Annotated in this window: 20 protein-coding genes; 10 read left to right on the top strand and 10 right to left on the bottom strand. The window is 71.2% G+C overall.

What is annotated here, in order from left to right; all coding sequences use genetic code 11:
- Window positions 1-179 precede the first annotated feature (179 nt).
- Window positions 180-1520: an aspartate--tRNA(Asn) ligase gene (gene aspS, locus DEJ05_RS15570; protein ID WP_111110964.1), complete on the top strand. Its 1341-nt coding sequence runs from the start codon at window positions 180-182 to the stop codon at window positions 1518-1520.
- Between the two features lie 110 nt (window positions 1521-1630).
- Here the strand turns inward: aspS and DEJ05_RS15565 are convergent, their stop codons facing one another.
- The 5 genes from DEJ05_RS15565 to DEJ05_RS15545 form a co-directional block, all read right to left on the bottom strand.
- A complete protein-coding gene (locus tag DEJ05_RS15565; protein WP_111029371.1) occupies window positions 1631-1924 on the bottom strand; it encodes a Dabb family protein in 294 nt (97 codons plus the stop codon).
- Window positions 1921-2175 carry a glutaredoxin family protein gene (locus DEJ05_RS15560; protein ID WP_071247435.1) on the bottom strand — a complete coding sequence of 85 codons (255 nt, stop codon included), beginning with the start codon at window positions 2173-2175 and terminating at the stop codon, window positions 1921-1923. Before DEJ05_RS15560 ends, DEJ05_RS15565 begins: the two co-directional genes overlap by 4 nt.
- 87 nt (window positions 2176-2262) lie before the next feature.
- Window positions 2263-2361, bottom strand: coding sequence for a 30S ribosomal protein bS22 (locus DEJ05_RS15555; protein ID WP_003792170.1), 99 nt, complete (start codon window positions 2359-2361; stop codon window positions 2263-2265).
- A gap of 109 nt (window positions 2362-2470) precedes the next feature.
- On the bottom strand, window positions 2471-2665 hold the full coding sequence (locus tag DEJ05_RS15550) for a helix-turn-helix domain-containing protein (protein WP_017888579.1): 195 nt from the start codon (window positions 2663-2665) through the stop codon (window positions 2471-2473).
- A 157-nt stretch (window positions 2666-2822) separates the two neighbouring features.
- Window positions 2823-3338: a helix-turn-helix transcriptional regulator gene (locus tag DEJ05_RS15545; RefSeq protein ID WP_051596885.1), complete on the bottom strand. Its 516-nt coding sequence runs from the start codon at window positions 3336-3338 to the stop codon at window positions 2823-2825.
- A gap of 74 nt (window positions 3339-3412) precedes the next feature.
- On the opposite strand from DEJ05_RS15545, the gene DEJ05_RS15540 reads away from it, so the two are divergent.
- Both DEJ05_RS15540 and DEJ05_RS15535 read left to right on the top strand, forming a co-directional pair.
- Window positions 3413-4846, top strand: a complete 1434-nt coding sequence (locus tag DEJ05_RS15540) for a TrkH family potassium uptake protein (protein WP_111110962.1) — start codon at window positions 3413-3415, stop codon at window positions 4844-4846.
- Window positions 4839-5534, top strand: a complete 696-nt coding sequence (locus DEJ05_RS15535; RefSeq protein WP_216852501.1) for a TrkA family potassium uptake protein — start codon at window positions 4839-4841, stop codon at window positions 5532-5534. The genes DEJ05_RS15540 and DEJ05_RS15535 overlap by 8 nt, the downstream gene beginning before the upstream one ends.
- An 87-nt stretch (window positions 5535-5621) precedes the next feature.
- On the opposite strand, the gene proC is transcribed toward DEJ05_RS15535, so the two are convergent.
- The gene (proC, locus tag DEJ05_RS15530) at window positions 5622-6452 is read right to left on the bottom strand and encodes a pyrroline-5-carboxylate reductase (RefSeq protein ID WP_111110960.1); all 831 of its coding nucleotides are present in this window, start codon (window positions 6450-6452) and stop codon (window positions 5622-5624) included.
- Between the two features lie 64 nt (window positions 6453-6516).
- Here proC and DEJ05_RS15525 point away from each other — a divergent pair, with 64 nt between their 5' ends.
- On the top strand, window positions 6517-7473 hold the full coding sequence (locus tag DEJ05_RS15525) for a cation diffusion facilitator family transporter (RefSeq protein WP_027466331.1): 957 nt from the start codon (window positions 6517-6519) through the stop codon (window positions 7471-7473).
- Here the strand turns inward: DEJ05_RS15525 and DEJ05_RS15520 are convergent.
- A complete protein-coding gene (locus DEJ05_RS15520; RefSeq protein WP_111110966.1) occupies window positions 7454-7888 on the bottom strand; it encodes a nucleoside deaminase in 435 nt (144 codons plus the stop codon). The genes DEJ05_RS15525 and DEJ05_RS15520 overlap by 20 nt on opposite strands.
- Before the next feature lie 76 nt (window positions 7889-7964).
- Between DEJ05_RS15520 and upp the strand changes: the two genes are divergently transcribed.
- The 5 genes from upp (at window position 7965) to DEJ05_RS15495 (ending at window position 13674) form a co-directional block, all read left to right on the top strand.
- The gene (upp, locus tag DEJ05_RS15515; RefSeq protein WP_027466329.1) at window positions 7965-8600 is read left to right on the top strand and encodes a uracil phosphoribosyltransferase; all 636 of its coding nucleotides are present in this window, start codon (window positions 7965-7967) and stop codon (window positions 8598-8600) included.
- 720 nt (window positions 8601-9320) lie between these two features.
- A complete protein-coding gene (locus tag DEJ05_RS15510; RefSeq protein WP_111029368.1) occupies window positions 9321-10088 on the top strand; it encodes a winged helix-turn-helix domain-containing protein in 768 nt (255 codons plus the stop codon).
- 258 nt (window positions 10089-10346) lie between these two features.
- Window positions 10347-10859 carry a MarR family winged helix-turn-helix transcriptional regulator gene (locus DEJ05_RS15505; RefSeq protein WP_171907864.1) on the top strand — a complete coding sequence of 171 codons (513 nt, stop codon included), beginning with the start codon at window positions 10347-10349 and terminating at the stop codon, window positions 10857-10859.
- Window positions 10856-12205: a deoxyribodipyrimidine photo-lyase gene (locus DEJ05_RS15500; RefSeq protein WP_111038123.1), complete on the top strand. Its 1350-nt coding sequence runs from the start codon at window positions 10856-10858 to the stop codon at window positions 12203-12205. The genes DEJ05_RS15505 and DEJ05_RS15500 overlap by 4 nt, the downstream gene beginning before the upstream one ends.
- Entirely contained in the window at window positions 12202-13674 is a 1473-nt protein-coding gene (locus DEJ05_RS15495) for a serine hydrolase (RefSeq protein WP_181433081.1), read from the top strand. The genes DEJ05_RS15500 and DEJ05_RS15495 overlap by 4 nt, the downstream gene beginning before the upstream one ends.
- 46 nt (window positions 13675-13720) lie before the next feature.
- On the opposite strand, the gene DEJ05_RS15490 is transcribed toward DEJ05_RS15495, so the two are convergent.
- The gene (locus DEJ05_RS15490; protein WP_111029364.1) at window positions 13721-14692 is read right to left on the bottom strand and encodes a carbohydrate kinase family protein; all 972 of its coding nucleotides are present in this window, start codon (window positions 14690-14692) and stop codon (window positions 13721-13723) included.
- A 158-nt stretch (window positions 14693-14850) separates the two neighbouring features.
- Here DEJ05_RS15490 and DEJ05_RS15485 point away from each other — a divergent pair, with 158 nt between their 5' ends.
- Window positions 14851-15432: a TetR/AcrR family transcriptional regulator gene (locus DEJ05_RS15485; protein ID WP_071406286.1), complete on the top strand. Its 582-nt coding sequence runs from the start codon at window positions 14851-14853 to the stop codon at window positions 15430-15432.
- Window positions 15433-15598: 166 nt separating this feature from the next.
- Here DEJ05_RS15485 and DEJ05_RS15480 read toward each other — a convergent pair whose 3' ends face one another.
- Together DEJ05_RS15480 and DEJ05_RS15475 are read right to left on the bottom strand one after the other, a co-directional pair.
- Entirely contained in the window at window positions 15599-16213 is a 615-nt protein-coding gene (locus DEJ05_RS15480) for a superoxide dismutase (RefSeq protein ID WP_027466323.1), read from the bottom strand.
- A 44-nt stretch (window positions 16214-16257) separates the two neighbouring features.
- On the bottom strand, window positions 16258-16767 hold the full coding sequence (locus DEJ05_RS15475; RefSeq protein ID WP_027466322.1) for a flavin reductase family protein: 510 nt from the start codon (window positions 16765-16767) through the stop codon (window positions 16258-16260).
- Window positions 16768-16893 lie beyond the last annotated feature (126 nt).

Raw genomic sequence — 16893 nt, 5'->3', positions numbered from 1 at the left:
GTCCCCACCCGGCCCCCCTCTCGGCCCGCGACCCGGCCACGTCGAGAACGCTACGGAGTCCACGCACCCCGCCACGGGCCTCCCGGCCATCGGTGGAGAACACCGGACCCAGGCGGCCCTGTGGAGGGAAGAACCCTGCCGCCCACGCCCCCGGACGCAGGCGGTTAGACTCGACCACCGTGATCGAACGCACCCGCATCGCCGACCTGGCAGCCCTCCCCGACGGTCCCGTCTCCGTGGCCGGATGGGTCGAGACCGTCCGAGACCAGAAGAAGGTGCAGTTCGTCGTGCTGCGCGACGAGACCGGCGCCGTCCAGCTCGTGAACCCGGCGACGCGCGAGGCCGAGGACGGCGACGACGCCGCACAGTCCACCCTCGCGACCACCAACGAGATCTCCGGCCTGGCGCACGGCACCTTCGTGCACGTCACCGGCACGCTGAAGCACGACGAGCGCGTGAAGCTCGGCGGGCTCGAGGTCAAGATCGGTGCGCTGCACGTGGTGAGCGCCGCGATCCCGGAGACCCCGATCGCCGACGACTCGTCGCTCGACAAGCGCCTCGACTGGCGCTTCCTCGACCTGCGCAACCGCAAGCAGAACCTGATCTTCCGCATCCAGACGACGCTCGAGCACGCGTTCCGCACGTACTGGGTCGACCGCGACTACATCGAGATCCACACCCCGAAGCTGATGGCGTCGGCATCCGAGTCGCGCGCCGAGCTGTTCCAGCTCGAGTACTTCGAGACGACCGCCTACCTGGCCCAGTCGCCGCAGAACTTCAAGCAGATGGCGCAGCCGGCCGGCTTCGGTGCCGTGTTCGAGATCGCAGACGCCTTCCGCGCCGACCCGTCCTTCACGAGCCGCCACGCCACCGAGTTCACCAGCGTCGACGCCGAGTTCTCGTGGATCGAGTCCCACGAGGACGTCATGGCGATGCACGAAGAGGTCCTGGTCGCCGGCATCACCGCCGTCAAGGAGAAGTACGGCAAGGACATCGCCGAGGTCTTCGGCTTCGAGCTGCAGGTCCCCGCGACGCCGTTCCCCCGCGTGACCCTGGCCGACGCGCGCAAGATCGTCGCCGACAGCGGTTACGACGTCGTCCGCGCCGACGGCGACCTGGACCCCGAGGGCGAGCGCCGCGTCGCCGCCTGGGCGAAGGAGCACCACGGCTCCGAGTTCGTGTTCGTCACGGAGTACGACGCCTCGATCCGGCCGTACTACCACATGCGGAAGCCCGGCGACCCGTCGGTCACCAACAGCTACGACCTCATCTTCAACGGCGCCGAGATCTCCACGGGTGCCCAGCGTGAGCACCGCGTCGACGTGCTCGAGGCGCAGGCCGTCGAGAAGGGCCTCGACCCGGAGGAGCTCGGCTGGTACCTCGACTTCTTCCGCTACGGCGTCCCGCCGCACGGCGGCTTCGGCATGGGCCTCGCACGCGTGCTGATGCTCATGCTCGGTGAGCCGTCGATCCGCGAGGTCACGTACCTGTTCCGTGGCCCGACGCGCCTGACCCCGTAGTCACCAGCGAGTGAGCAGAAAAGGTCGCCTCCGGAAATCGGAGGCGACCTTTTCTGCTCACTGGATGCACGCAGCGCACGCAGCGCCGGGGGCGGGACGGGAGGCTCGGCTCAGCTCTGCCAGTCGATGGCGGCCCGCGCCGTGACCAGTTCGCGGATCTCCGCTGCCGCGGCCTGGTGCTCCGGGTGCACCTGGTACGCGTCGAGTCCGGCGAGGTCGTCGAAGCTGGCGACCACGGCGACGTCGTGGTTCTTGTCCGGGTAGGCGACGTTCTCGACGACCTCGAGCGACCGGATCGACTCGACGGTGCCGACCAGACCGGTCAGGAGTTCGCGGATGCGGGCGATCGACGCGGCGCGGTCGAGGTCGGTCCGCAGGGACCAGGAGACGACGTGGGAGATCATGCGCGGGCCTCGGCCTTCTCGAGCGCACGTGCGAGCCGGTCGGCGTCGACGTGCCAGTTGCTGTGGACGCGCCCGTCGATCAGCACGACGGGGATGTCCTCCGCGTACTCCTGGCGGAGGGCGTCGTCGTCGAGGATCGAGCGTTCCTGCAGGGTGACCCCCGGGTGGTCGGCGACGACGCGTTCGACCACAGGTCGGGCGTCGTCGCAGAGGTGGCATCCGGGCTTCGTCAGGAACGTCACTGCGGGCATGGTCCCAGCGTAGTCCGGGAACGCGAAAGCCCCGGCGAACCGGGGCTTCTCGTGCAGGTCCTCCGACCTGCGCAGACCTGTGAGGGTCTACTTCTTGTTGCGTCGCTGGTGACGCGTCTTGCGAAGGAGCTTGCGGTGCTTCTTCTTCGCCATGCGCTTACGACGCTTCTTGATGACAGAACCCATGTGGACCTCGCTCGGACTGATGCTGATGTACGGACACCGGGCCGAAGAGACCGCGGAAAATCAACCTGCCCGAGTCTACCGGCTGCCCGCTGGGATGTCGAACGCGCGCTCAGCCGACGTCCGCCACGCCACCGCGCAGCACGTCGGCGACGGCTGACTCGGGGACGCGGAAGGAACGGCCGAAGCGGATGGCGGGGAGCTCACCGGCGTGCACCATCCGGTACACGGTCATCTTCGAGACGCGCATCATCTCGGCGACCTCAGCGACGGTGAGGAAGCGCACGTCGTCGAAACTGCCGGTCATGGTCCGCCTTCGGGGCTCGCACGCGCGCTGCGCACGGGAGTGGTGTGACCTGTGTGGTCAGTGGCAACTGTAGAGGCGTGTGCGACCCGGTGTCCAGGATCAGTCCGCGCCGCGCGCACCGGCGCCGCCCCGTGCTCGGAAGCCCGAGCGGCAGGGCTCAGTCCTCGTCGCCCCGGCGGGTGAAACGCTTGCGGCTGCGGTCGACGACGCGCTCCCAGCCCTGCTGCGCGCCGGAGATCGCCGCGGTCGCCCGGTACGACGCCTCGGCCATCACACGACCGAGCTCGGTGCCCACCTCCACCGTCGCCTTGCCGGCCGTGCCGTTCCGGCGGATCGACACCGGCTGGCCGTCCGGCGTCCACGCGGTGGTGGCCGGGGTGCCGTCGGCGTCGACCGCGCCCGTGAACGGCAGGACCCAGTCCTCGAGGTGCACGAGCGGCTCCGGGTCGAGTCGGTAGTAGCGGTGCTGCCCCTCTTCGCGACTGGTGACGAGCCCGATGTCGCGCAGGACGCGCAGGTGCTTCGACACCGTGGGCTGGCTGACCCCGAGGCGTTCGACCAGCTGGCCGACGCTGAGCTCCCCGCCGGTGACGTCCGATCCGTAGGCGGACAACAGCGTGCCGAGCAGCTCGCGCCGGGTCGGGTCCGCCACGACGGAGAAGATGTCGGCCATGGGGCAAGGCTAGCCGGGGCACCACGGATGTACCATGACGAACCGTCCCGGCCCATGTCCTCGGAGGCATACGCATGCTCGACCGAACCGAGCCGATCCCGCACCACGTGAGTGTCGGCCGACGGCGAGCGAGCCGGATCGCGACGGTGCTCCGCTCGTCGCCGTCCCGACTGGCGATCGTCGTGTTCATCGCGCTGATCTTCCTGTTCACGGTGCTCTTCATGACGCCGTGGGCCGCCGCGGACCGCAGCAGCACCCACTTCGCGGACGCCCTGTTCACCGCGGCGTCGGTCGTCTGCGTCACCGGGCTGTCCACGGTCGACATGGCGACGCACTGGTCGGTGTTCGGCAAGGTCCTGGTGGTCATCGGCACGCAGATCGGCGCCGTCGGTGTCCTGACCTTCGCATCGATCCTCGGCCTGTTCGTCACCCGCAAGCTCGGCCTGCGCGCCAAGCTCATGGCGGCCGGCGACTCGAACCCGCTCCGCACCCACCACGGCGCCGTGCCCGAGGGGCAGGCCGTCCGGCTCGGCGAGGTCGGCACCCTGCTCGCGACGGTGGCGGTGAGCACCCTGTCGATCGAGATCGTCCTCGGCCTGCTGCTCCTGCCCTCGGTGCTCATCGCGGGCATCCCGTTCTGGACCGCGGTCGGCGACTCCTTCTACTACGCGGCGATGGCCTTCACGAACACCGGGTTCTCACCGAACGCCGACGGCCTCGACCCGTTCGCCCACGACTACTGGTTCCTGACGCTGCTCATGATCGGTGTCGTGGCGGGGTCCATCGGGTTCCCGGTGATCCGCGCCCTGACGAAGCAGCTGCGCACCCCGCGGCGCTGGCCGATCCACGTCAAGCTCACGCTGGCGACGAGCGCGGTCCTGCTCCTCGGCGGCGCGGTCGTCTACACCGCACTCGAGGCGTCGAACCCGACGACCTTCGGCGAAGAAGGAGCCGGGCGCACCGCGTTCCAGGCACTCTTCCTGTCGACGATGACCCGCTCCGGCGGCTTCTCGCTCGTCGACTTCGACCAGCTCAACGGCTCGAGCCTGCTCGTCACGGACATGCTCATGTTCATCGGTGGCGGGTCCGCCTCGACGGCCGGCGGCATCAAGGTGACGACCCTCGCGGTGCTGTTCCTGGCCGCGGTCGCCGAGGCCCGCGGCCGCCAGAGCATGGAGGCCTTCGGTCGCCGGATCCCGAGCGACGTCCTGCGCGTCGCGGTGGCCATCGTGCTCTGGGGAGCGACGATCGTGGCGGTCGCGACCGTGGTGCTCCTGCAGATCACCGACGACTCGCTCGACCGTGTGCTGTTCGAGGTGATCTCGGCGTTCTCGACCAGCGGTCTGTCCTCCGGCGTGTCCGCGAACCTGCCGGAATCGGGCAAGTACGTGCTCGCCGCCACCATGTTCCTCGGCCGGGTCGGTACAGTGACCATCGCCGCTGCCCTGGCCGCCAGCCAGAGCCGGCAACTGTTCCGCCGTCCCGAGGAGAGGCCGATCGTTGGCTGACCGCACCCGTTCGTCGCACCAGCACGGTGCCATCAGTCACGACGCTCCCGTCCTCGTCATCGGGCTCGGTCGCTTCGGGGCCGCCACCGCCGGGCAGCTCGAACGCCAGGACCGCGAGGTGCTCGTCGTCGACACCGACGCCGGACTGGTGCAGAAGTGGTCCGACCGGGTCACCCACGCGGTGCAGGCGGACGCGACCGACATCGACGCGCTCCGGCAGATCGGCGCGCAGGACTTCGCCATCGCCGTCGTCGGCACGGGCAGCGACCTGGAGTCGAGCGTGCTCATCACGGCGAACCTGGTCGACCTCGGCGTCCCCCAGATCTGGGCGAAGGCGATCAGCCGCTCGCACGGCACGATCCTGTCCCGCATCGGCGCGAACCACGTCGTCTACCCCGAGCGCGAGGCCGGCGAGCGCACGGCGCACCTGGTCTCCGGCCGGATGCTCGACTTCATCGAGTTCGACGACGACTTCGCCGTGGTCAAGATGTTCCCGCCGCGCGCGGTCCGCGGCAAGGACCTCGCCACCACCGTGATCCGCACCCGCTTCGGCTTGACCGTGCTCGGCATCAAGCCGCCCGGCAACCCGTTCGTGCCGGCGACGCCGGACAGCGTCATCGGTGAGGACGACGTCATCATCGTCTCGGGTTCCGAGACCGATCTGGAGCGCTTCGCCGCGTACGAGTAGCGACCACCGGACGGACGGGAGGCCCGTGGCGGCGTCGCCCCGGGCCTCCCGTCCGCACTGTGGGTGCGTCCACGACGCGGTGTGCGTCTACGACGCGGCGATCTCCTCGGCACGCGCGATCGCGGCACGCGACGCGCGCAGCAGCGTGTCCGCCAGGTCGGCGTCCTGCAGCACCGCGACGGCCCGTTCCGTCGTGCCCTTCGGGCTCGTCACCGCACGGCGCAGGTCGGCGGGCTCACGGCCCGACCGCTCGAGCAGCTCGACCGCGCCGCGGACGGTGCCCTGCACCATCGTCGCCGCCTGCTCGTGGGTGAACCCGAGCTCCTCGGCGGCACGCTGCCACTGCTCGACCAGCAGGAAGACGTAGGCGGGACCGGAGCCGGACACGGCGGACAGTGCGTCGAGCTGCTCCTCCGGCACCTCGATGACCTCGCCCGAGGCGGTGAACACCGACGACGCCAGTGCGACGGCCTCGGCGTCGGCCGAGGTGCCCGCGCTGATGCCGGTGACGCCGTGGCCGACGCCGATCGGGGTGTTCGGCAGGGCACGGACGACCCGGACGCCGCCGGGCACCCGAGCCTCCATGCTCGCGGTGGTGGTGCCGACGGCGACGCTGACCAGGACGGCACCGGGCTCGAGGTCGTCGGCGACCTCGTCGAGCAGGTCCGCGATCATGTACGGCTTCACGCCGACCACGACGAGGGCCGCGCCACGGACGGCCGCCCGGTTGGCGTCGGGGTCGGTGTCGCTCGCGGTGGCGTCGAGGCCGCGCTCCCGGTGGGCAGCAGCGGACGCCTCCGACTTCGTGGTGAGGGTCACGGTGCCCGGGTCGAGTCCCGCGGCGAGCAGGCCGTCGAGGACCGCGCCGGACATGGAGCCGACGCCGAGCAGGGCGGTGCGGGGCAGGTCGATCGTCATGCTCCCGACCCTACCGACGCGACCCGCCTAGGATCGTGTCGCAGACCACGAGAAGGGGACAGCTGTGAGCGCTTCCGGAGGCACGAAGGCGATCTTCGCCGCACTCGGTGCCAACATCGGCATCGCGATCGTGAAGTTCATCGCGGCGGCGATCAGCGGATCGGCGTCGATGCTGGCCGAGGGCGTGCACTCCCTGGCGGACTCCGCGAACCAGCTCCTGCTGCTGCTCGGGGGCCGCAAGGCCCGGCGAGCGGCGGACCAGGAGCACCCCTTCGGCTACGGGCGTGAACGCTACGTGTACGCGTTCGTGGTCTCCATCATCCTGTTCTCGGTCGGCGGTGTCTTCTCGCTCTACGAGGGCATCGAGAAGCTCGCCCACCCGCACCCGCTCGAGAACTGGTGGCTCCCCCTCGTCGTGCTCGTCATCGCCATCGGTCTCGAGGGCTTCTCGCTCCGCACCGCCCTGCACGAGGCCCGACCGCAGAAGGGTTCGCAGAGCTGGGTGCAGTTCGTGCGCCGTGCGAAGGCCCCCGAGCTGCCCGTCGTGATGCTCGAGGACACCGCGGCCCTGCTCGGCCTGGTCTTCGCCCTGTTCGGCGTCGGCCTGACGGCGATCACCGGCAACGGGGTGTTCGACGCGATCGGCACGATGCTCATCGCGGCCCTGCTCATCGCGGTCGCGGTGGTGCTCGGCATCGAGACGAAGAGCCTGCTCGTCGGCGAGGGCGCGACCGCCGCCGACGTCGAGCGCATCAAGCAGGCGGTGCTCGACGGCCCCGAGGTCGACGCGATCATCCACCTGAAGACCCTGTACCTCGGACCGGACGAGCTGATGGTCGGCGTGAAGGTCGCCGTCGATGGGGACCGCCGGCTCGGTGACGTCGCCGCCGGCATCGACACCGTCGAGCAGCGTGTCCGGAGCGCCGTGCCGATCGCCCGGGTGATCTACGTCGAACCCGACGTCCTGCGCACCGGGCCGCAGCCGCCGACCGAAGCGATCGTCATCCTCGCCGCTGACTGAAGAAGTCGTCGAGCAGCTCGGCACACGCCTGCTCGAGCACACCCCCGATGACCTCGGAGCGGTGCGGCAGCCGGCGGTCCCTGGCGATGTCGTAGACGCTGCCGCTGGCGCCGGCCTTCGGGTCCCACGCGCCGAACACGACCCGGGGCACGCGTGCGGCCATGACGGCGCCGGCGCACATCGGGCAGGGCTCGAGCGTCACCACGAGCGTGTGCTCCTCGAGGTGCCAGTCCCCCGTCACCGCCGCCACAGCACGCAGGGCCAGGACCTCGGCGTGGGCCGTCGGGTCCTGCCGCGCCTCGCGCTCGTTCCTGCCGGTGGCGACCACGACGCCGTCGCGGTCGAGCACCACCGCGCCGACCGGCACGTCGTCGGTCTCCAGGCACCGTCGGGCCTCGTCGAGCGCGCGCTCCATCGCCGGGACGAACGGGCGGGCTGCGGGCTCCTCCACGGGACCTCCTGACGGTCGGCGGCACGCTAGGCTCGACCCTATGCGAGTCCACGTCGCCGACCACCCGCTCATCACCCACAAGCTCTCGGTGCTCCGCGACCGTACGACGCCCTCCCCCACGTTCCGCGCCCTGACCGAGGAGCTCGTCACGCTCCTCGCGTACGAGGCCACGCGGGGCGTCCGGGTCACGGCGACGCCGATCGACACGCCGGTGGCGCACACCATGGGCGTCGCGATCGCCAAGCCGCGGCCGCTCGTCGTCCCGATCCTCCGCGCCGGGCTCGGCATGCTCGAGGGCATGGTCAAGCTCGTCCCGACGGCCGAGGTCGGCTTCCTCGGCATGGCCCGCAACGAGCAGACGCTCGAGCCGCAGACCTACGCCGAGCGCCTGCCCGACGACCTGTCCGGTCGGCAGTGCTTCGTGCTCGACCCGATGCTCGCCACCGGTGGCACCCTCGCCGCCGCGATCGACTTCCTGTTCGCCCGCGGTGCGCAGGAGGTCACGTGCGTGTGCATCCTCGGTGCCCCCGAGGGGCTCGCCATGGTCGAGCAGGCCGTCGGCGACCGCAACGTCTCGATCGTCCTCGGTGCGCTCGACGAGAAGCTCGACGAGAACGGGTACATCGTCCCGGGCCTCGGCGACGCCGGCGACCGCCTGTACGGCCTGGCCGAGTAGCGCAGACCCGACACGTCTCGGACAGGAGGCGCGGTGCCGGCTGGCACCGCGCCTCCTGTCGTCCGTGCGGTCGTGCCCACCGCACCTGCCCGTTCCGGGCGTACCTGCCCGTTCCGGGCGTACCAGGTCGTTCCGGGCTTACCCGGTCGATTCGGGCGTACCAGGTCGGTTCGGGCGTACCAGGTCGTTCCGGGCGTACCCGGTCGGTTCTTTCCACCCGGTACGCCCGATTCCACCTTCCATCGCGTGCGCAATGGGAAAGAACGGGCGTGGCGCTCGACGCCCGTGCGGTCGCGCCCACCGCACCGTCCGCGCGGACGGTTGACACCGCGTTGGTATACCGCAGATACTCATCACATGACTGCAACCGTGTCCACCCGCGTCCTCTCCGAGGCGTGCTCCTCCGCAGGGGCAGTGGGGACCGTCGGCGTGATGATGCCGACCATGCCGGTCATGCGTTGTCGAATGTGTGCCTGATCGGCACCCGTTCCAGCCGGATCCCCCGCGACACCACCCCCGTCGCGAGCGCGTGATCCCCGGGTGACGGACACCGTCGGCGACGCGCACCACGCCACGAGGTCTGTCTCCCGTTCCCCCGGGTCGGCCCCGGTCCGCAGCAGGACCGCAGGGCACATCGGCGTACCGCCGTACCCGGGATGACGCATTCGACACCGGCCGCCGCGCCACCCGCGCACCGGCCACACCGCCCGGAGAACCACCATGTCGCTCACCATCGCCCAGCCCCGCACCGCGCTCCGCTCCGCACCGGCCCCGACCGACCTCGGCACCGTCACCCCGATCCGTCCGCGCCCGGCCTCCCCGGCGGCGACCGGACCGGCCACCGTGCCGACGAGCCCCGTGGTCGCACCGCAGCGGAACCGCGCGCTCCCCGAGGGCACCGAGGCCCGCGGCTTCGCCCTGTACGTCGGCATCGACGAAGCGAAGGCCGCCGCCGCCGGCACGACCCTGGCCGCGGTGGTCGAGCAGCTCAAGGCCCTCACCGCGCAGCTCGTCCCGTCGTCCGAGACGTATGCAGCCGTCGCCGTCGCCGCCGAGCACTCCGGTGGCCGGGACGTCGACGTCGTCCGGCTCGCCCTGCAGGACCGCTCCGCGGTGGCCGCCCGCAAGCAGGCTGAGAAGCCCGAGCCCGAGGAGACCGGTGTCGTCATCGACATCTCGCGGAAGCGCGTGACCCTCGACGGCGAAGCGGCACCCCTGACCTACAAGGAGTTCGAGCTCCTGCAGTTCCTGGTCCTCCGCGAGGGCCAGACCGTCGACCGGTCCGCGATCATCGACGGCCTCTGGTCGGACGGCGAGGACGAGACACCGAACGAGCGCACCATCGACGTGCACGTGCGTCGGCTCCGCTCGAAGCTCGGCGCGTTCGAGGAGATCGTCCGTACCGTGCGCGGCGTCGGATACCGCTTCGACCGGCACGCGGACGTCGCCGTGCGGTACGCGTCGACCCCGTCGCCCGACCTCTTCTGAGCCTGATCGGCTGCTCTTGGTGAACTCGCAGCGAACCGGCCCCGGAGAGGCTGGCGCGCCGTTACCGCTTCGTTATACAGTCGGTGGTGCAGACGGTGTTTGCTGTGGCACCGCCTGTGGAATGTGATTGCAGGAAACTCTTGGTGCAAGGGAGAGGGCCGGTCGCCGACAGGCGGCCGGCCCTCGTGCATGTCGCCCGGCTCCTGTCGGACCCCGTCGGTAGTGTGGTCAGACCGTACGACCGGAGGGAACGCGAACGTGAGCGAGACACGCCGCAGTGAGAAGGCGACCGCGGTCGCCGCCTGGGAAGCGCTCTTCCGCGCCCAGGTCGCCGTGATGCGGAGTCTCAACGCGGACTTCCCCGGCGACGAGATCTCGTTCAACGAGTACGACGTCTGCTTCAACCTGTCGACCCAGCCCGGCCGCCGCTGCCGCATGCGCGACCTCACCGGGCACCTGCTCCTCACCCAGCCGAGCGTCAGCCGCCTGGTCGACCGGCTGCTCGCCCGCGGCATCGTCGAGAAGCAGCCGGACCCCACCGACGCCCGCGGCGTGATCGTGGCACTGACCCCGCACGGCTTCGACGTCTACCGCCAGGTCGCCGTGCAGCACGCGGCGAGCATCGCGCAGCAGGTCGGCGCCGGACTGTCCGACCCCGAACTCCGCACCCTCACCGAACTCTGCACGAAGCTCCGGCTGGCGGTCGGCACGGCACCGAGCCGGCGGTCGACGGCCCGCCCGGTGGCCGCTGCGGATGCGGCAACGGTGTGACCGGCGCGATCGTCTGGCTCCGTGACGACCTGCGGCTGTCGGACAACCCGGCGCTCCGTGCGGCGATCGACCACGGTGGCGACGTCACGGTGGTGGTCGTCCTCGACGAGCAGTCCCCCGGGCTCCGTCCGATCGGTGCCGCGAGCCGCTGGTGGCTGCACCAGTCCCTGACCGCCCTCGATGCCGACCTGCGCGAGCGGGGTTCCCGGCTGGTCCTCCGGCGCGGTGCCGCGGCGACGGCGATCGACCAGCTCGTCGCCGACACCGGGGCGGACGCCGTGTACTGGAACCGTCGGTACGGCGCCGTCGAGCGGGACATCGACGCCGGCATCAAGACGGCCCTGCACGACCGTGGCGTCGAGGCGCACAGCTTCGCCGCGAACCTGCTCTGGGAACCGTGGACCGTGCTCACCGGGCAGGGCGAGCCGTACAAGGTCTTCACCCCGTTCTGGAACGCCGTCCAGGCGCTGCCCGAACCGCGCCATCCCCTGCCCGACCCCGACGACCTGCCCGCTCCGGCCGACGTCACGGGTGATGCGCTGGCCGACTGGGCACTGCTGCCGACGAAGCCCGACTGGGCCGGCGGCCTCCGTGACGCCTGGACCCCGGGCGAGCACGGCGCGCAGCAGCAGCTCGAGCACTTCGTCGAGCACGCGCTCGAGGACTACGACCAGCGCGACGAGCCCGCGATGGAGGCCACGAGCAGCCTCTCGCCGTTCCTGCGGTGGGGCGAGATCAGCCCGTACCAGGTGTGGCACCGCCTGCACGAGCGGCTCGAGCCGGCGCAGCGCCAGAACGCCGCCGCGTTCCTCCGGCAGCTGGCGTGGCGGGAGTTCAACTGGAACGAGTACTTCCACTGCGACGACATCGCCACCGTCAACGTCCGTCGGAACTTCGACGCGTTCCCGTGGCGTGATCCGGAAGCGGCTGAGCTCGACCGCTGGCGGCAGGGCCTGACCGGCTTCGACCTGGTCGACGCGGGCATGCGCGAGCTCTGGCACAGCGGCGCCATGCACAACCGGGTGCGGCTGGCCGCCGGCAGCTTCCTCGTGAAGAACCTGCTCGTCGACTGGCGCGTCGGGGAGCAGTGGTTCTGGGACACCCTGGTCGACGCCGACCCCGCCAACAACGCGGCGAACTGGCAGTGGGTCGCGGGCTCCGGCTTCGACGCCGCCCCGTACTTCCGGGTCTTCAACCCCGATCGGCAACTCGAGCGCTTCGACCCGCACCGCGAGTACGTCCACCGCTGGGTCCCCGCCGACGAGCTGCGGCCCGAGCCGATGGTCGACCTGAAGGCGTCGCGGCAGCGGGCGCTCGACGCCTACGAACGGATGCGGCGCTCGTGACCGGGTCGCACCCCGCGATCGCTGCGGTCGTCGACCAGGTCGACGAGCTGTTCCGTGCTCGCGTCGAACAGGGCATCGCGCCGAGCGGCGTGTGGGGCGTGTTCGACCGCTCCGGCCTCGTCGCGTCCGGCGGGCACGGTGACCGCGGTGACGGCCGGAGCCCGGACGCCGACACCGTGTACCGCATCGCCTCCTGCACCAAGAGCGTCACCGCCGCGACCCTGCTGACCCTCGTCGCCCGGGGTGCACTCGACCTCGACGCGCCGATCACCGACTTCGTGCCGGCCTTCGGCGCCGTCACCCTGCCGACCCCGGACTCCCCGGTCCCCACGGTGCGGATGCTGCTGACGATGTCGGCCGGGTTCCCCACCGACGACCCCTGGGCCGACCGGCAGGAGTCGATCTCGGACGCCGAGCTCGACGAGGTCCTGCGCGGCGGCCTGCTGTTCGACTCGCTGCCCGGCACATGCTTCGCCTACTCGAACCTCGGCTACGCGCTGCTCGGCCGGGTCGTCGCCGCCGTGACGGGGCAGCCCTTCACCGCTGCCGCCAGTGAGATCGTGCTCCGTCCCCTCGGCCTCACCGACACGGTGTTCAGCGCCGCCGAGTCGACCGGCTTCGTGGTCACCGGTGTCCGCGGACACGAGGGCGACTGGGAACCCCTGCCGATGACCGGCCCCGGCGCCTTCTCGTCGATCGGCGGGCTCTTCTCGACCGTGCGTGACCTGGCGCGCTGGGCGACACACCTCGGTTCGGCGTTCTCCGCCGCACCGGAACCCGGCCCGGTCTCCCCCGCTGACCGCCGGCTCATGCAGCAGGCGATGCGGGTCGTCCCGTCGTCCGTCGTCCCGGGTTCGGCCCGCGCGACGGCGTACGGCTTCGGGCTGTTCGTCGAGCAGGACGACCGCTTCGGCGAGCTCGTCTCGCACTCCGGCGGCTACCCGGGCTTCTCCGCGCACATGCGGTGGTCCGTGCGCGACGGCCTCGGGGTCGTCGCGTTCGAGAACGCCACGCAGGCGAAGGTCTCCGCGGCCGCGCAGCAGGCGCACGACCTCGTGCTCGACGCGGCGCTGACGGTCCACACATTCGACGCGCCGGAAGCCGACGCCGACGTGACCGGACCGAGCACCGGGGTGGTGGCGACCACCCGCGCGACGCGAGCCGCCCAGGCCGCCGTGACGCGCCTCCTGGCCGACTGGCGCGACGACCTGGCGGACGCGATCTGCACGCCCAACGTGGCGATGGACGTGCCGTACGACCGACGGCGCCGGGCGGTGGCGCAGGCCGTCGCGGACGTCGGTGCCGATCTCGGTGCCGCACCGGTGTCCGAGTACTCGGCGGCGCCGTCGCACCTGCGCTGGTGGCTCCCCGGCACCTGCGGGCGGCTGCGCGTCGAGATCCGGCTCGCGCCCGCCGCCGCGGGGCGCGTCCAGACCCTGAACGTCGTCGCTGAACCGTCGGAGCGCTGATCTGACGGCGCGCTGACCCGACGGCACCACGCGGGTACCCGTCAGCTCAGACCGGCGGTCGACCGCCCACGAAGCCGAGCGCCCGCGCGGCGACCCGGGTGCCCTCGCGGGCTGCCGCACCGACGCGGACCGGATCCGTCGCCCACGCACGGACGAACCCCGCGACGAAGGCGTCCCCGGCGCCGATGGTGTCGACGACGGTCGCCGGTGTCGCTGGGACCCGGTGGACGCTGCGGCCCCGGCGCCCGATGAGCGCGCCGTCGGACCCGGCCGTGACGACGACCAGCGGGACGTGCTCGGTCAGCCGCCGCACCGCGGCGTCGAGGTCGTCTCCCCCGGCGAGGGCGAGCGCCTCGTGCTGGTCGGGGAAGAGCACGTCGACGCCCCGCAGGGCCTCGAGGAACCGGTCGGCACCGATCGTCTCGATCACCGCCACCGACGAGGGGTCCACCGCCACGCGCGCCGGGCCCGTCCGGGCGCACGCCACGAGGTCGGCGAGCCGGTCGGCACCGCCGCCGAGCATGGCCGCGCCGGTCAGGTGCACGATGTCGGCGCGGGCGACCACCGACGGCGGGACGTCGGCGGCGCTGATCTTCCCACTCGCGGCGGGGTCGGACATCGCGGTGCGACCGTGGTCGTTGCGGACCGAGACGACGACCCCGGTGGACGTCATCGCGTCGTAGCGCAGGTGGGCGCGGACCCCGGCGTCCTCGAGCGCGCGCTCGTGGCGGTACACGTCGTCGACTCCGACCCGGGCGACGACGTCGACCTCGGCCCCGAGCCAGCCGAGCCACGTGGCCGTGTTGCCACCGGCACCGGTCGGCCGGTGGCGGATCTCCGCAGCGGGGTCGTGCACCCCGATCCGGTGCGCGGTGGTGTGCACGAGGACGCCGTCCAGGACGTCGCCGACGACCAGGAAGCGTTTTCCGGCGCCGCGACGACGGCCCGCGACCACCCGTCCGGCGCGGGTCCCGTCGGGCCGTGACGGCGGCAGAGCGCCCTCGTACGGCATGGACATCCGCAACAGTCTACCCGGAGCCGAGTTTTTCTCCGTTTCTATCGGTGAAAACGGAGGTTTCGCGGAGAGATCGCACACAACGACCAATGGTGTCACTGATATACCGGCTGCTAGTATGTGGGCGGTCGCGCGACCACCGTCCCGACGACGGAGATGCCATGCCCAGGAAGCCCGACCCCACCCGCAAACCCGCGATCCTCGAGAAGGTCGTCGACCACTTCGTCGAGACCAAGATCGAGGACGTCACGGTCCGGGGCCTCGGCCGCGTGCTCGGGACGAGCGCCTACCCGGTCGTCTACCACTTCGGCTCCCGCGACGCCCTGATCGACTCCGTCGTCGAGCACCTCGCGACCTCGCACCGAGCGCCCGCGCTCGACCCCGCGGCCGACACGGACGCCCTCGCCGACCACCTGGTCGCGACCTTCGGCGGGCTCGACGACCCGCACCGTGCGCTGGCCGCACGGCTCACCTTCGAACTCGGGTCGGTCGAGTCCCTCGACGGGCGTGACCGGCAGCGCCGCGCGCACCGCTGCCAGGTCGCCGCCGTCCGGGCCTGGTGCCGAGCACACGGCGCCGACCCCGTCCTCGCCGAACGCGCGGCCCAGCACACGGTCATGGCCGCCCGCGGAGCCCAGTGGGGCGCGCTCGTCGACGGCGCGCACACCGACGCCGACGCTGCACTGCGTCGCATCGCCCACGACCTGGCAGCCAGCACGGCCGCCGCAGACCGCGTGCGCTGAGCGCACGCACCCACGCGATCGCGGACCGCTCGCGTACCCGGCGACGGGACGCGGCGACGGCGCACGGCCCGGAACGTGACCCGGACCACGAACGGGAGGCACGGTGCCAGCTGGCACCGTGCCTCCCGTTCGTCAGGTGGTCACCGTGGTGACCCGCCGACGCGGATCAGAGCGTGACGAACCGCTGCGACTTCGCGTTCTCGAAACGAGCGGCGACGTTCTCCCAGTCGACGATGTTCCAGACGGCCTTGACGTAGTCCGCCTTGACGTTCAGGTAGTCGAGGTAGAAGGCGTGCTCCCACATGTCGAGCATGAAGATCGGGACGAGGCCGAACGGGATGTTGCCCTGCTGGTCGAAGAGCTGGAACGTGGTGAGCTTCTGGCCCACGGTGTCCCAGGCCAGCACGGACCAGCCGGAGCCCTGGATGCCGTTCGCGACGGCGGCGAACTGTGCCTGGAACTTCTCGAACGAACCGAAGAACTCGTCGATCGCCGCGGCGAGCTCGCCCTCGGGGACCTTCGTGTCCGGGCCGAGGTTGGTCCAGAAGATCGAGTGGTTCACGTGACCACCGAGGTGGAACGCGAGGTCCTTCTCGAGCTTGTTGATCGCGCCGAAGTTGCCGGACTCACGGGCCTCACCGAGCTGCTGCAGCGCGGTGTTGGCACCGGTCACGTAGGCCTGGTGGTGCTTGTCGTGGTGCAGCTGCATGATCTTGCCGCTGATGTGCGGCTCGAGCGCGGCGTAGTCGTACGGCAGTTCCGGCAGGGTGTACTCAGCCATGTGAGGTCCTTTCGATCAGTGGGTTGTGGACGCGGCTCCGCGGCTCACGAGAGCCGGGAACGATCGGTGAGGGAGTGGAATTCCCGGTTGTGGTAGACCAGCGGCTCGCCGCGGTCGGCACCGACGATGATGTCGAGCACCTCGGCCACGACGACGGTCGAGCTGCCGATGGGCGTCGTCGACAGCGGTCGGCAGCGGAGCGCACTCGCCGCACTCGGCAGGTAGCGGTCGCCGGACGGCAGGGTGCCCCAGATCGGGTCGTCGGCGGCCGGGCTGCCGGTCGAGGCGAAGCGCTTCGCCAGTGCGACCCCGAGGGAGTCGACCAGGTGCACGACGAACAGCGGCGCACCGAGCACGACCCCGGCCGAGCCGGAGTTCGTCGAGAGCGAGAAAACGAGGACGGGCGGGTCGACGGCGACGCTCGCGACGCTCGAGGCGGTGAGGCCGGTTGGTCCGTCGGGGCCTTCGGCCGTGATGACGGCGACGCCGGCAGGGTGCCCGCGGAAGGCGGACTTGTACGCGTCGGCGATGGTTGCCGGTGCTTCGTCGGGCATGGTGATCGTGGTCGTTCCTTCGGGAGGGGCTGCCGTCACTCGGCGGCTGCCACCCAACGTATGACCTGAACCCTGGTTGAGGTCAACGATTCACAGGTTCGGGCGTGGGCGGGCGCGCCGTGGCGG

This window comes from Curtobacterium sp. MCLR17_045, assembly GCF_003234405.1.
Lineage (GTDB): Bacteria > Actinomycetota > Actinomycetes > Actinomycetales > Microbacteriaceae > Curtobacterium > Curtobacterium flaccumfaciens.
Note: the sequence above shows the minus strand (reverse complement) of the source record. Positions and strands in the feature narration are given on the sequence as shown.

Excerpts from the sequence above, each read along its gene's own strand:
- DEJ05_RS15475 (WP_027466322.1), bottom strand. The coding sequence starts at position 16,767 with ATGCCCGACGAAGCACCGGCAACCATCGCCGACGCGTACAAGTCCGCC.
- DEJ05_RS15565 (WP_111029371.1), bottom strand. The coding sequence starts at position 1,924 with ATGATCTCCCACGTCGTCTCCTGGTCCCTGCGGACCGACCTCGACCGC.
- DEJ05_RS15545 (WP_051596885.1), bottom strand. The coding sequence starts at position 3,338 with ATGGCCGACATCTTCTCCGTCGTGGCGGACCCGACCCGGCGCGAGCTG.
- DEJ05_RS15490 (WP_111029364.1), bottom strand. The coding sequence starts at position 14,692 with ATGTCCATGCCGTACGAGGGCGCTCTGCCGCCGTCACGGCCCGACGGG.
- DEJ05_RS15555 (WP_003792170.1), bottom strand. The coding sequence starts at position 2,361 with ATGGGTTCTGTCATCAAGAAGCGTCGTAAGCGCATGGCGAAGAAGAAG.
- DEJ05_RS15550 (WP_017888579.1), bottom strand. The coding sequence starts at position 2,665 with ATGACCGGCAGTTTCGACGACGTGCGCTTCCTCACCGTCGCTGAGGTC.
- proC (WP_111110960.1), bottom strand. The coding sequence starts at position 6,452 with ATGACGATCGACCTGCCCCGCACCGCCCTGCTCGGCGTCGGCTCCATG.
- DEJ05_RS15485 (WP_071406286.1), top strand. The coding sequence starts at position 14,851 with ATGCCCAGGAAGCCCGACCCCACCCGCAAACCCGCGATCCTCGAGAAG.
- DEJ05_RS15540 (WP_111110962.1), top strand. The coding sequence starts at position 3,413 with ATGCTCGACCGAACCGAGCCGATCCCGCACCACGTGAGTGTCGGCCGA.
- DEJ05_RS15480 (WP_027466323.1), bottom strand. The coding sequence starts at position 16,213 with ATGGCTGAGTACACCCTGCCGGAACTGCCGTACGACTACGCCGCGCTC.
- DEJ05_RS15510 (WP_111029368.1), top strand. The coding sequence starts at position 9,321 with ATGTCGCTCACCATCGCCCAGCCCCGCACCGCGCTCCGCTCCGCACCG.
- DEJ05_RS15560 (WP_071247435.1), bottom strand. The coding sequence starts at position 2,175 with ATGCCCGCAGTGACGTTCCTGACGAAGCCCGGATGCCACCTCTGCGAC.
- DEJ05_RS15520 (WP_111110966.1), bottom strand. The coding sequence starts at position 7,888 with ATGGAGCGCGCGCTCGACGAGGCCCGACGGTGCCTGGAGACCGACGAC.
- upp (WP_027466329.1), top strand. The coding sequence starts at position 7,965 with ATGCGAGTCCACGTCGCCGACCACCCGCTCATCACCCACAAGCTCTCG.